General features: G+C 62.0%; 8 protein-coding genes and 1 pseudogene. 4 read left to right on the forward strand and 5 right to left on the reverse strand.

Annotation, left to right across the window (positions count from 1 at the left end; all coding sequences use genetic code 11):
• Positions 1 to 158 precede the first annotated feature (158 nt).
• Both AB3X89_RS18435 and AB3X89_RS18440 read left to right on the forward strand, forming a co-directional pair.
• Positions 159 to 1193 (forward strand): SDR family oxidoreductase, encoded by a 1035-nt coding sequence (locus AB3X89_RS18435; RefSeq protein ID WP_368584604.1) that lies wholly within the window; start codon positions 159 to 161, stop codon positions 1191 to 1193.
• A gap of 114 nt (positions 1194 to 1307) precedes the next feature.
• Positions 1308 to 3047 (forward strand): SulP family inorganic anion transporter, encoded by a 1740-nt coding sequence (locus tag AB3X89_RS18440; protein WP_368584555.1) that lies wholly within the window; start codon positions 1308 to 1310, stop codon positions 3045 to 3047.
• A 21-nt stretch (positions 3048 to 3068) separates the two neighbouring features.
• Here AB3X89_RS18440 and AB3X89_RS18445 read toward each other — a convergent pair whose 3' ends face one another.
• The 4 genes from AB3X89_RS18445 to AB3X89_RS18460 form a co-directional block, all read right to left on the reverse strand.
• The gene (locus AB3X89_RS18445; RefSeq protein WP_368584556.1) at positions 3069 to 3431 is read right to left on the reverse strand and encodes a hypothetical protein; all 363 of its coding nucleotides are present in this window, start codon (positions 3429 to 3431) and stop codon (positions 3069 to 3071) included.
• Positions 3428 to 3664 carry a hypothetical protein gene (locus tag AB3X89_RS18450; RefSeq protein ID WP_368584557.1) on the reverse strand — a complete coding sequence of 79 codons (237 nt, stop codon included), beginning with the start codon at positions 3662 to 3664 and terminating at the stop codon, positions 3428 to 3430. Before AB3X89_RS18450 ends, AB3X89_RS18445 begins: the two co-directional genes overlap by 4 nt.
• A 234-nt stretch (positions 3665 to 3898) precedes the next feature.
• Positions 3899 to 4489 carry a hypothetical protein gene (locus tag AB3X89_RS18455; protein WP_368584558.1) on the reverse strand — a complete coding sequence of 197 codons (591 nt, stop codon included), beginning with the start codon at positions 4487 to 4489 and terminating at the stop codon, positions 3899 to 3901.
• Positions 4490 to 4497: 8 nt separating this feature from the next.
• Entirely contained in the window at positions 4498 to 8274 is a 3777-nt protein-coding gene (locus AB3X89_RS18460) for a type VI secretion system Vgr family protein (RefSeq protein ID WP_368584559.1), read from the reverse strand.
• A 386-nt stretch (positions 8275 to 8660) separates the two neighbouring features.
• Between AB3X89_RS18460 and AB3X89_RS18465 the strand changes: the two are divergent.
• A pseudogene (locus AB3X89_RS18465) lies at positions 8661 to 8938 on the forward strand (glutamate dehydrogenase); the annotation flags it as partial.
• 108 nt (positions 8939 to 9046) lie between these two features.
• Here AB3X89_RS18465 and AB3X89_RS18470 read toward each other — a convergent pair.
• Positions 9047 to 10573, reverse strand: a complete 1527-nt coding sequence (locus tag AB3X89_RS18470) for an aldehyde dehydrogenase family protein (RefSeq protein ID WP_368584560.1) — start codon at positions 10571 to 10573, stop codon at positions 9047 to 9049.
• A gap of 310 nt (positions 10574 to 10883) precedes the next feature.
• Here AB3X89_RS18470 and AB3X89_RS18475 point away from each other — a divergent pair, with 310 nt between their 5' ends.
• A complete protein-coding gene (locus AB3X89_RS18475) occupies positions 10884 to 12920 on the forward strand; it encodes a sigma-54-dependent Fis family transcriptional regulator (RefSeq protein WP_368584561.1) in 2037 nt (678 codons plus the stop codon).
• Positions 12921 to 13044 lie beyond the last annotated feature (124 nt).

The following is a 13044-nucleotide window of genomic DNA, read 5'->3' on the forward strand; positions in this document are numbered from 1 at the left end:
GTTAAGTCTCTTTAGCCGCTACTAGATGGCCGCAGCCTCGTGCTGCGGCCATTTGTTTTTCCGGCGCCGCTGTCCGGCTCGAATCGGCGGGACTGCGCTTTGCTTCACACCTCATCGGATGCGCAACCTGGGAGGTGTTCAAAGTGGCCAGCGACACTATGACGGTGCAAACCGACACCCGCAGCGGCGACGTCGAGCGGAAGGGCGTCGTCGTCATTACTGGGGCAAGTGCCGGCGTGGGGCGCGCCACCGCGTCCGAGTTCGCGCGGCAGGGCTATGACGTTGGGCTGATCGCGCGCGAACCGCGACGGCTCGCGCGTGCCGCCGAGGAGATCGCCGCGACCTATGGCGTGCGCGCACTCGCGCTGCCCGCCGACGTCGCCGATGCGGATGCGATCGAGCGCGCCGCGCAGCGCGTGGATCGCGAGTTGGGCGGCATCGACGTGTGGGTCAACGTCGCGATGGCGACCGCGTTTGCGCCGGTGTCCGCGCTCAGTGCGCGCGATGTCGAACGCGGCACGCAGGTGACCTATCTGGGCCAGGTCAACGGCATGCTGGCGGCGCTCCCCGTGATGCGCGCGCGGGGGCACGGGACGATCGTCAATGTCGGCTCGGCGCTCGGGTACCGGTCGGTGCCATTGCAGTCGATCTATTGCGGCGCGAAGTTCGCCGTGCGCGGCTTTACCGATTCATTGCGTTCCGAGTTGCTGCACGACGGAGTCGATATCCATCTGACGATGGTCGATCTGCCCGCGGTCAATACTCCGCAATTCGACTGGGCGCTCAATCGCACGGGGCGCAGGGCGCGGCCGGTGGCGCCGGTATTTCAGCCCGAGGTGGCGGCGCGGGCGATTTACTTTGCGGCCACCCATCGGCGGCGGCAGGTGTGGGTCGGGTGGTCGACGGTCAAGGCGATCCTCGCGAACCGGATCGCGCCGACGCTGCTCGACCACTATCTCGCGCGGGCGGGTTACGACGGGCAACTGACCGATGAACCATTGCCCGCCGATGCGCCCGCGAATCTCTACGAGCCGGTGCCCGGCCACTACACCGCGCATGGCCGCTTCGATGATGAAGCGCGCGCGTACTGCTGGGAGCTGTTTACCGACCGCCATCGCAATGCGGTGTATGGCGCGGCGGTGCTGGCGCTGGCTGGGGGCGTCGGGTGGCTGCTGAGGCGCAGGCGGCCTTGATGCGCAATCGGTGTGCGTCCTCCCTGTCGCCGATGAAAGCTCTGGACTATCCTACGAAGGACAGTGCCGCCCGCAATCCGTGGCGCGGCGTCCTCGACTGCGAACATTCCAAAAATGGAAGCGGACAGGCCCGTTCCTCACAAAGAGCAGACCATTGCAAGCAGCGCGCACCGCTGGATGCGCTGGCTGCCGGGACTGACGGTGCTCAAGGCGTACCGCTTGAGCTGGCTGCCGAGCGATCTGACGGCCGGACTGGTACTGACCACGATGCTGGTGCCAGTCGGGATCGCTTACGCGGAGGCATCGGGGGTCCCCGGCGTGTTCGGCCTCTACGCGACGATCGTCCCGTTGTTGGCGTATGCGCTGTTCGGCCCGAGCCGGATTCTCGTGCTCGGCCCCGACTCCGCGCTCGCGGCTCCGATTCTGGCGGTGGTCGTGCAAGTCGCGGCGGGCGACCCGTCGCGCGCGATTGCGGCGGCCAGCATGATGGCGATCGTGTCCGGCGTGTTCTGTATCGTGATGGGTTTGCTGCGGCTGGGATTCATCACTGAATTGCTGTCTAAGCCCATTCGATACGGCTATATGAACGGCATCGCGCTCGCGGTGCTGATCAGTCAGCTGCCCAAACTGTTTGCCATTTCGATCGAAGAGCGCGGGCCATTGCGGGACATCGTGAGCCTCGTGCAGGCCATCGCCGATGGCAAATCCAACTGGTACAGCTTCGCGGTGGGCGCGGGAAGCCTCGTGCTGATCCTGTTTCTCAAGCGCTTCGAGAAGTTGCCGGGCATTCTGATCGCCGTGATCGTCGCGACGTTGTGCGTGACCGCATTGCACCTCGATAGCGTCGGCGTGAAAGTGCTCGGCAAGATCCCTCAAGGCCTGCCGACCTTTGCGCTACCGTGGGTCACCGACGCCGATCTGGTGAAGATACTGCTCGGCGGCTGCGCGGTCGCGCTGATTTCGTTCGCCGATACCAGCGTGCTGTCGCGGACTTTCGCGGCACGTTTTCGCAGCCGCGTCGACCCTAATCAGGAGATGGTCGGGCTCGGCGCGGCCAATCTCGCGGCCGGCCTGTTCCACGGTTTCCCGATCAGCAGCAGTTCGTCGCGCACGCCGGTCGCCGAGGCGGCGGGCGCGAAGACGCAACTGACGGGCGTCGTCGGCGCGCTGGCGGTCGCGGCGCTGCTGCTGGTCGCGCCGAACCTGATGCACTACCTGCCCAACAGCGCGCTTGCCGCGGTTGTCATCGCGGCGGCGATCGGTCTGTTCGAGATCACGGACCTGAAGCGGATATTTCGCATCCAGCAATGGGAGTTCTGGCTGTCGATGGCCTGCTTTGCCGGCGTCGCGGTGTTCGGCGCGATTCCGGGCATCGGCTTCGCGGTGGTGATCGCGGTTATCGAGTTTCTGTGGGACGGCTGGCGACCACACTATGCGGTGCTCGGCCGCGTCGAGGGTTTGCGCGGCTATCACGACGTGGAGCGTTATCCGGACGCGAAGCGAATCCCCGGACTGGTGCTGTTTCGCTGGGATGCGCCGCTGTTCTTTGCGAATGCCGAGCAGTTTCAGGAGCGCCTGCTCGAAGCCGTCGCGGAATCGCCGGCACCGGTCAAGCGCGTGGTGGTGGCGGCCGAACCGGTGACGAGCGTGGACGTCACCTCGGCCGATATGCTGCGGGAGCTGACGCGCACGCTCGACGAGCGCGGGATTGCATTGCACTTCGCGGAGATGAAAGATCCGGTTCGCGACAAGCTAAAACGCTTCGAGTTAACCGATCTGATTGGCGATGCGCGCTTTCATCCGACGGTCAGTAGTGCGGTTGATAACTATGTCGAGACGGTTGGGGAGGAATAGACGCCCTTTGCCACCGGTCGTTCACGACGGATTCTGTTCACGGTGTCGCGGTCGCAGCGCGGAATAGTCGCGATTCAGAAGAACGTCCATCAGGACGGGCGTTTTGGGTGCGTCCGGCGCCGGATCCTTTGGATCGGGGGCGCCGAAAGCAAATTCGACGTCCACCGGAAATCGGCTCGTCGGCAGATTCGAAGCACGATAGCGATAGCTATGCAGCCGGATCTGCGGCAGAGCCGTGCCCATATCATTGCCGGGCCGCCGCTCGCCACTGCCGTCGATCCAGTAACCGATATCGACCTGGAGGAGATCTTCCAGTGTCGAGCGGTTAATGTCGGTCGATAGTGGACTGAAGCGGATCGTGAAGTGCGTCGCGACTTGCTTCACTTTTGCGCGGTCGGCGGAGGGGGCAGCGGATCGGGTATCGCAACTACGATGATTTGCGTATCCGGCAAGACCGGATTCACGAAGGAATACTCCGTAACACCCGCCACGCCGCGCTCAGGCCGCGCCGCAAGAATGCGGCCGAATATCGTACGAGCGGGATCGAAGGACTGGTCGTCCCGCAGGATTGCAGTGGTCGATATGCTGAAGGCAATGTCGCGCTGCGCGTCGGTCACAGTCTCTCTCGTCTCAGTTTCTGGCGCTGACGGTCCTGTGAGCGTCGACGTACTGGGCTGTGCAGGTACTGAGGTTGCGAACGAGAGGATCATCAGAATTCTGTCAGTAGGTCTTAACCACCTCCGCGCAAGCGTCGGCATGTTCTTCATGAAGTTGGCTCTATAGCCGGTTTCGAATTTCGCCATTTTTTGTGTGGGAGCAGGCACGTTTAGCAGGTCACATCAAGACGGCCTCTAATCATGGTGTCGCGGGCGCAGCGCGGAATAGTCACGATCAAGGTGAACGTCCATCAGGACCGGCGTGTTGGGTTCGTCAGGCGCCGGATCGTTTGGGTCCGGGTCGCCGAAAGCAAATTCGACGTCCACTGGGAACCGGCTCGTTGGCAGAGTGGAAGCGCGATAGCGATAGTGATGCAGACGAACCTGCGGCGGCACCGTTCCCATATCATTGCCCGGGCGCCGCTCGCCGTTGCCGTCGATCCAGTAGCCGATATCGACCTGGAGGAGATCTTCCAGCGTCGAGCGGTTAATGTCTGTCAAAAGCGGACTGAAGCGGACTGTGAAGTGGGTTACGACTCGCGTGACTTTCGTGCGGTCGGCAGAGGGGGAGGCAGGATCCGGCGCCACAAATAGAATAATTTGCGTCCGCGGGAAAGCCGGATTCACGAAGGAATACTCCGTACCACCTACTTGACCACGCAGAGGATCAGCCGCAAGAATCTGCCCGAATATCGTGTGCGCGGGATCGAAGGGCTGGTCGTCCCGCAGGATCGCCATTGCGGTGGTCAATATTCTGAATGCCATGTCGCGCTGGGTGTCAGTCACAGCCTGTCTCATCTCAGCTCCCTGACGGTCCTGAGAGCGTCGGCATACTGAGCCGTGCATGTACCGGGATTGCGAACAAGAGGATCAGCAGAATTGCGCCAGTAGGCCTGAACCACTTCCGCGCAGGCGTAGGCATCTTCTTCGTGAAGTTGGCTCCTGTACCCAGTTTCGAATTGCGCCATTCTTTGAGCTGTTTCAGCAGAGACATTCAGCAGCTCACACACCTGCCTTTCAGCACGCTGGATATCTCGCTTGACGTATTCCCAGCCTGGCTTGTTCTGTAGGTAGGAAATTAGCCAGTAGTAGTGAAATACAAGCATCCTGTGCAGACCAATGTGAACGCGATGATCGTCGGGTAGCGGCGTGTTTTCAGCCGCTGTGTAGGCCTTTTTCAGCATCGTTGTCCAATACAACGACCGAATGTTCGGCAGGTCCCTGTAGTCGTCTGGAAAGTGCTGAAGCAAAGAGAACATCCAGAAGTACTGCTGGCAGTGGCGAGACTCGTGATACAACGTGTCGGCAAATGCTCTGAGACGGCTATCGAGAGAGGCCGGTTTGTCCCTAAGTTCAACAATGCGCGCAATCTCGCTCTCGTTGACGACGATCGCCCAATCCCCACCGATGAATGCGGCGCTAACATCCTGTCGCAGCTTGTACTGCGTTGCACGCTCTGGATCGACAATCACAACCCGTGGCATGGCGCCGCTGGTTTCCGGGCTAGCAGCAAAGCCTCGCGGCAATCCAAAGGGCCCGGCACCGAGTGCGTCTTCCAATTTCGGCATGACCGCGTTTTGAATCATTCTTATCGAATTGGGAGTCAACGGCCAAGCCACCCCGCCCCAATCAATCCCCTGCAACGCGGCCTTAATCGCAGCCGCATAAGCCTTGGTCACCGGGTACTCGACACCCTTGCGCATCGACATACCTACTGGCGTGTCGCTCTCGGCCGCACCGTTGACGAAGTGATAAAACCGCAGCCCGAAGTTCATCGGATCGCACGAGACGAATTCGGGTGGTCTATGTTCCGTCGTCGCGCTCTGGTTGGGAGAGGTCACGTCCTTTCCTGCGACCGTCGCACCGCGCTTCTCGGCATTGGGTACCGCGCCAGCGAACGGCTCGTTCGCCGCCCTGATCACCGCGCCTCTGCTAACCGCAATCACTTTATCCGGCTCGCTGGCGGCAAGCAGTTCGACCGTCGCGAACGCAAGCATGTTGCTGGTGACGAGACTCGCCTCGCCAAGCGCGTTGGTCACACCTTGAATCAGTTGACCATCGTCGAGCGTGATCCGATACGGCTGGTTCGGCAGCGCGAAGCCGGAATCGTGTTCGATCAGCACATGATGCGCCGCCAGCCTGCCGGGATCGTCTGGCGTGACGGGCAGACTGACAGGCCGTGCCGCTGGCCCCTCGGTCCGATGACCGCTCGCATGAACCCGATGCTCCCCAGCCGTATAGACCTTGTACCCATCAGAATTGATGACCACCTTCGTGTTGCCCGCATGGAAGACGATTTCCTTGCTGGCCATCAGATTGATCGAATCGGTTCTACTGATGATGCTGACGACGCGTTGCGCGATGACCTCGACGTCATTGCTTTGCGCGTCGATCTGCACCTTGCCCGATGCGGCCTTGAGCCGGATGCCGAGATGTTGCGCAAACACCCGCACGCCGTTGACCGCGGACGCCAGCAGCGATCTCACCGCCGCGACGCTGACGTGTCCGCCCGCGCTGAGCGCGATGTGTTCGGCACTCGCCACGTGCGTGCTTTGCGCTGCCGTGAGACCGACACCCGCCGCGCTGGCCAGCACCAACTCGGGCTGGGTCAGTTGCGGAAAGGGAAGCTCCGCGCTTGCCTTGCCGCCGCGAATCGCGTCGTTCTGCGCCTTGATGGCCTGCGCGACCTCGCTTTGACTGGTCTGCTGTTCCTGTGCCTCGTGCCGCCGCGCGAGACTCGCGAGGTTCTCGTGGGAGTCGCGCGCCTGAGCGAGGCGCGCCACGGTCTCACCGGCATCCTTTGCCGGCGCGCTCGCGCCGTGACGCGCCTCGGTGGTGATCAGCATGCCTCGGTTGGCCCGCGCAACACCCCATGCGTTCGTCGCGAGTTCCCAGCCTTCACCGCGTGCCTGCTGCCGGCCTGCGTCGCGCACGACATGCGTGTTGTAACCCAGCACGAGGCGCGACTGTGCGTGGTCGCTGGCGATCTGTGCCTGCAGTTGCCCCGGCGTGTCATCCAGTACGACGTGATTGGTCTGGCTCGCACAGCCCGCTTTAAGTTCGCTGCTAAGGACGCCCGAGAGCGCCTGGTTGTCGGGCAGCTTCCATGGCGGCTGATTCTGGCCGTTGACCATCCGGTCCGACACGTAAGGCTTGTCCGGGTCGCCTTCGTGATAACTGACCGTGACCTCTTGACCGACGCGCGGCGGATAGATCGCGCCGAAGCCGTTGCCTTGCCACGGCGACGACACCCGCAGCCAGCAACTGGCGCTGTCGTTCTTCGGGGCACGCCGCTCCCACCCAAAGCGCACCTTCACGCGTGCATATCCATCGACCCATATCGGCTGATCCTCGGGGCCGACCACGATTGCCGTTTCCGCCGCGCAACGCGGCTTTTTCTTCGGACGGTTCTTGAAGAACGTATTGGCGGGTTGGAGCACGAAATCGGTCACGCACTGGCGCGGCGCATCGTTCGTGTCTGCGCCGGGTGACTGCGTGTTCTGCAGTGCGTTGCGGATATCGAGGGTCGTCGATACGACCAGATACTCGGCGTTGACTTCCCGCTGCGGATGATTGTCGAGCCAGAATGTTTTCCCCGTTGTCAGACCGCGCAGATTCCCTTGACCCTTCAGTCGCAGACGATGACCGCGCATTGCATCGACACGCACGCTCGCGAGGTGCCCGGCTTCATCGCGGAAGTCGCTTCGCTCACCTGACAGTCCCGTCGCACCGGCAAGCGGCTGCGAGTAGTCGCCCCAGCCGTATTGCTCGCTGTTGTCGTAGGCCCGCTCGCTGTGGCTTTCGTACTCGCCCTCGAAGCGCGCGCCGGGGCGCGTGTAGTCGTAATCGATGAGGCTGACCTTGCCTGTCGTGATCTGATGCGATGCCTCGAGCTTGTGAACGTGCTCCTCGTCGACGTGCCTGCTGTCCGGCGCGTGGTAGCGCAGTGTGTCGTATGCGTTGTCGTGTCGTTTGTGCGAGCCGGGCGAATCGCACAGTACCAGGGTCATTCCGTCGAACAGGTAGTAGATTCCCCATTCTCTCCAGATCCGCGTGAGGAAATTGAAGTCGGATTCCCACATCTGCCGGACATAGTCCCGCTTCGGGTAGCCGTTGCGCAGGCCCGGTGCGCCGAATTCCATCACGACCGGAAAGTGATATCGCTCCTTGAGCACCCGGTCAGTGATGTCCACCACGCTGGCGTCCTGGAAGATCCTGCTGTCGCAATTCTTCGTGGCCAGCCACAGCCAGGGACGGACGACGAGCCGGTAATAGGCGCGCCGTTCGTCGGCGCCCATCTGTTTGATGCCTGTGATGAGGCCCGACATCGTGCGGCGGTCGGCGCTCGCGTATGCCGCGTCGCCGCGTACCAACCCGTCACGACCGACCGATCCGTTGCCGTCCAAAGCGATCGAAATGTCGATGACCTTGCCGATCAGGTGATCAGGCACGACGAGTTCCTGTGCTTGCCACACTCCGAGCGTCGGACTTTCGATCGTCGCGACATCGAGCGTGTATCGATAAAGCTTGCCTAAGGTTTCGGTGCCGCGCAGACGGAGCGGAAACAACAAAGGCGCATTGCCCCATGTGGGTAGTGCGTCACAGGAAAGACCCAGGATGTGTTCACGGAGGTGAGCAAGTTCTCGCAATTGGCACGCTCACGATGCAATCAGAATCGCGCCGCAGCCCGTGCTATTGCCTGCGAGCCGGATCATTGGCCGGCCGTTGCCGTTCGTCATCGTCGTTCCTTGTTATGTGCGAACGACAAGTATCGGGAGGGAGATGGCCCGCGGCGATCGGAATTGGATGAATTTTTAGCGTGACTAGGCAAGAATGTTGATTCGTCGGGCGAACGGATGCCTCACGGCCATCATGGGTTCCTGCCAATTGCCGGCGATCGTTATGCCACGAGTCGGTTCATTTGGCACTACATCCCGGGACAAGCTCGATTCCTACCAGGTGCTTCGAAAGCAATGGCGTTCTGTACGCCCCTGGCAAGGCCAGCAACGCGGGTGGTGTCGCCACGTCGGGTCTGGAAATGAGTCAGAACGCTATGCGCATCTCCTGGCCGCGGGAAGAAGTCGATGCGCGTCTGCACGACATCATGCGCAGCATTCATGAGGTCTGCCTGCGACATGGCCGTCGCGACGACGGTTCGGTCAGCTATGTGAACGGAGCGAATATCGCCGGCTTTGTGCGGGTCGCCGACGCGTGCTGGCGCAGGGCGTGATCTGAGCGACGGGTGGGATGCCAGCGCAATTGCTGGCTCCCGCGCATACCACAACCTCTGTGGCACGCGCGGGGTAGAGCGCGCGTCGTCAGTGAACGACGCGCGCCCTCCGCTCAGAAGAAGCCAAGCGCCTCAGCCTGATAGCTGACCAGCAGACACTTCGTCTGCTGATAATTCGACAACGCCATCTTGTGCGTTTCCCGCCCGATCCCCGACTGCTTATAGCCACCGAATGCCGCGTGCGCCGGATACAGGTGATAGCAGTTGGTCCACACGCGTCCCGCCTCGATCTCCCGTCCCATCTTGTAAGCGCGGGTACCGTCGCGCGTCCACACGCCCGCACCTAACCCATAGTATGTGTCGTTCGCGAGTTCGATCGCTTGCTGTTCGTCCTTGAACGTCATCACCGAGGCGACCGGCCCGAAGATTTCCTCCTGGAACACGCGCATATCGTTGTTGCCGAACAGCATCGTCGGCTTCACGTAGAAGCCTTCGCCGAGCCCCGCGCCGGGCGTCGCGCGCTCGCCACCGACGAGGCACTGCGCGCCTTCGTCCCGGCCGATGTCGATATACGACAGGATCTTGTCGAGCTGCTGCTGCGAGGCCTGCGCGCCGATCATCGTTTCGAGGTTCAGCGGATGGCCGGCCTTGATGCGTTCCACACGGGCAATCGCCTTCTCGATGAAGCGCTCGTAAATCGACTCCTGGACCAGCACGCGCGACGGGCACGTGCAAACCTCGCCCTGATTCAGCGCGAACATCGCGAGACCTTCGAGCGCCTTGTCGAGGAACGCGTCGTCGCGATCGAGCACGTCGGCGAAGAAGATGTTCGGGCTCTTGCCGCCGAGTTCGACCGTCGACGGAATCAGGTTGTCCGCGGCTGCGTGCAGGATGCGCCTGCCGACCGGCGTCGAGCCGGTGAACGCGATCTTCGCGATGCGCTTGCTGGTGGCGAGCGCTTCGCCCGCTTCCCTGCCGAAGCCGTTGACGATATTGATGACCCCGGCAGGGAACAGGTCGCCGATCAGTTCGATCAGCACGAGTACCGAAGCCGGCGTCTGCTCGGCGGGTTTCATCACGATGCAGCAGCCGGCCGCGAGCGCGGGCGCGAGCTTCCATGCGGCCATCAGCAGCGGGAAATTCCACGGGATGATCTGACCCACCACGCCAGCCGGCTCGTGAAAGTGATAAGCGACCGTGTTGTCGTCGATCTCGGAGATGCCGCCTTCCTGCGCGCGGATGCAGCCCGCGAAATAGCGGAAATGATCGACGGCGAGCGGCAGGTCCGCGGCCATGGTTTCGCGCAGCGGCTTGCCGTTATCGATCGTCTCCGCGACCGCGAGCAGCTTCAGGTTCTTTTCCATGCGCTCGGCCACCGCGAGCAGCAGATTCGCGCGCTCTGTCACCGACGTCTTCGCCCATTTGCGGCGCGCCGCGTGCGCGGCGTCGATCGCGAGGTCGATGTCCGCGGCGCTCGAGCGAGGCACGCGGCAAAACGGCTGCCCGTTGATCGGCGACACATTGTCGAAATAGTCGCCGCCGACCGGCGGCACCCACTTGCCGCCGATGTAGTTTTCATAACGCTGGCGATAGGGATACTCGATGTCGATGCCAAGAGCTTTCAGGTCAAATGGATTCATCACTTGTCTCCGTTTTGTGATGGTGATCGGGTGACTGCGCGGGACCATATCAGGCAGGAACCGTACCAATGCATCGGCATGCGAAATTTCAGGGATTGCGCCGGGCTATAAAACGGAAGTGTTCCGTTTCGGAGCAGTTGCGCGGGCAGCGGTTGTTCAGAAACGCCGCAGATTCGGCCGACGCTGATACAGATCAACGATGCGAGCCCGCGCGGGGTCACGGCGGGCGTCGGGCGGACTGTCAAACGGAGTATTCTGTCGACATGCATCAAAGCGTCCGGCACGACCCGGGCGCATTCAGGAGGAGACAATGCGCGACGACGTTCATCCGCTCAGCGTGGCGGCGGCTAACCGCCCCAAAGGTTGGCCTGCACCGGCGATCCAGAAAGCCCACGAACGTTCCGAGACGTTCGGCCTGCGCGCATCGTTCCGGCCGGATTACGACATCCTGTCCGACACGGGACTCGCGCTGAAGCGCGAGCAGAACCAGGTGCTGTGCGCGCATGCGATGCCGGTCATGGAGACGCTGCGCGAGCAGATCGTCAATACGCAAAGCATGATCGTGTTGACCAACGCCGAAGGCTTGATCCTGCATTCGATCGGAGACGACGACTTTTTGCATCGCGCGGAAAAAGTGGCGCTGCGGCCTGGCGCGAACTGGGCCGAGGATCGTCAAGGCACCAATGCAATCGGTACCTCGCTCGCCGAGGGGTGTGCGATGGTCGTTCATGGCGATCAGCACTATCTGGCGGCGAACCGCTTCCTGACCTGTTCGAGTGTGCCGATTCTCGATCCGTATGGTGATCTGATCGGCGTGCTCGACGTGACGGGCGACCACCGCAGCTATCACCAGCACACGATGGCGCTTGCGAAGATGTCGGTGCAGATGATCGAAAACCATCTGTTCTCGACTGCGTTTCGCAACGTGCTGCAAGTGTCTTTTCACGGACGGCCGGAGTTTCTCGGCACGCTGATGGAAGGGATCATTGCGTTTACCGACGATGGCCGCTTTCTGTCCGCGAACCGGAGTGCGCAATTTCAGTTGGGCTTGTCGCTCGCTGCGCTGCGCGCGCATACGCTGTCGTCGCTGTTTCAGATCTCGTATGCGCAACTGATCGATCGTTTGACGCATGGCGTTGCACCGCATCTGATGCTGAATCTGCACAACGGTGCGGTGGTATGCGCGCGTGGACAGTTCAGGCGGGCCTCGTTTGGGCTCGAGCGCGGGGCCGTCGATGTGCTGGGTGCAGCCGCGCCGCGACCGGTGTGTGTGAATGCGCGTCAACCGGCTGCGGGACTGTCGCGGCTCAGCGATCTCGATACCGGTGATGCTCGTGTGTCCGCACTGATTGCGAAGGTTCGCAAGGTGCTCGGCAAGGATATTCCGATCCTTATCACCGGCGAGACCGGTACCGGCAAGGAGCTGCTCGCGCAGGCGATTCACAACGATTCGCCGCGACGTGACGGGCCGTTTGTGGCGGTCAACTGTGCTTCGATTCCGGAGTCGCTGATCGAATCCGAGCTATTCGGATATGAAGATGGCGCGTTTACCGGCGCGCGGCGTAAAGGGGCGATCGGCAGGCTGATGCAAGCGAATGGAGGCACGCTGTTTCTCGATGAGATCGGGGATATGCCGTATTCGTTGCAGGTGCGGTTGCTGCGTGTTTTGCAGGAGCGGGTGGTGACGCCGCTTGGGGCGACGCGGGCGGTTCCTGTCGATGTCTCCGTTATCTGCGCGACACACCGCAACTTGCGCGAGATGATTGCGCAGAATCAGTTTCGTGAAGACCTCTACTATCGGATCAACGGGCTTGCGGTTCGGTTGCCGGCGTTGCGTGAGCGGAGCGATCTGGCGGTCGTCGTTCAAAAGATGTTGCAGTGGGAATCGGTGGAAAGCGGGGGGCGGCAGGCGCTTAGCGTTGCGGCTGATGTGATGGCGGCGTTCGGGCGGCATGCGTGGCCGGGTAACTGCCGGCAACTGGCTAATCTGCTGCGGACTGCTGCGGCGATGGTGGAAGAGGATGGGGTGATCCGGTGGGAGCATTTGCCGGATGATTTTTTGGATGATGTTCGTGGTACGGCTTGTGGCGGCGGCCACGCAAGTGAAGGCGATTCTGCCGTCTCGGCCGTCTCGGACGTTGCGAATGCGGACGCGCTGGCCACAGGCGAAGCGTCGGTGCGCGACGGCTCGCGGCTGCAGGATGTCGCCGCATCGGTAGTCGCGATGACGCTGGCGCGATACGGCGGCAACGTTTCGGCGGCGGCGCGTGCGCTTGGGGTGTCGCGGAACACCATTTATCGCCGGATGCCAGCGGCCCAAGCGGGGCGGGTTGCGGAAAAGGATTGACGCGGGAGTTTTCGCGGCACCAATCGACGATGGCCGGGAGACCGGCCATTGTTTTTTCAATAAGTCGATTTGGATGTCAGCGTGTCCCGGCGATCTACAACTGCTTACACATCTCACAATAGCC

This window comes from Paraburkholderia sp. BR14320, from assembly GCF_040948665.1.
GTDB classification, from domain to species: Bacteria; Pseudomonadota; Gammaproteobacteria; order Burkholderiales; family Burkholderiaceae; genus Paraburkholderia; species Paraburkholderia youngii.

Coding starts and splice junctions, on each gene's coding strand:
- AB3X89_RS18440 (WP_368584555.1), top strand. CDS start 1,308: ATGGAAGCGGACAGGCCCGTTCCTCACAAAGAGCAGACCATTGCAAGC.
- AB3X89_RS18435 (WP_368584604.1), top strand. CDS start 159: ATGACGGTGCAAACCGACACCCGCAGCGGCGACGTCGAGCGGAAGGGC.
- AB3X89_RS18470 (WP_368584560.1), bottom strand. CDS start 10,573: ATGAATCCATTTGACCTGAAAGCTCTTGGCATCGACATCGAGTATCCC.
- AB3X89_RS18475 (WP_368584561.1), top strand. CDS start 10,884: ATGCGCGACGACGTTCATCCGCTCAGCGTGGCGGCGGCTAACCGCCCC.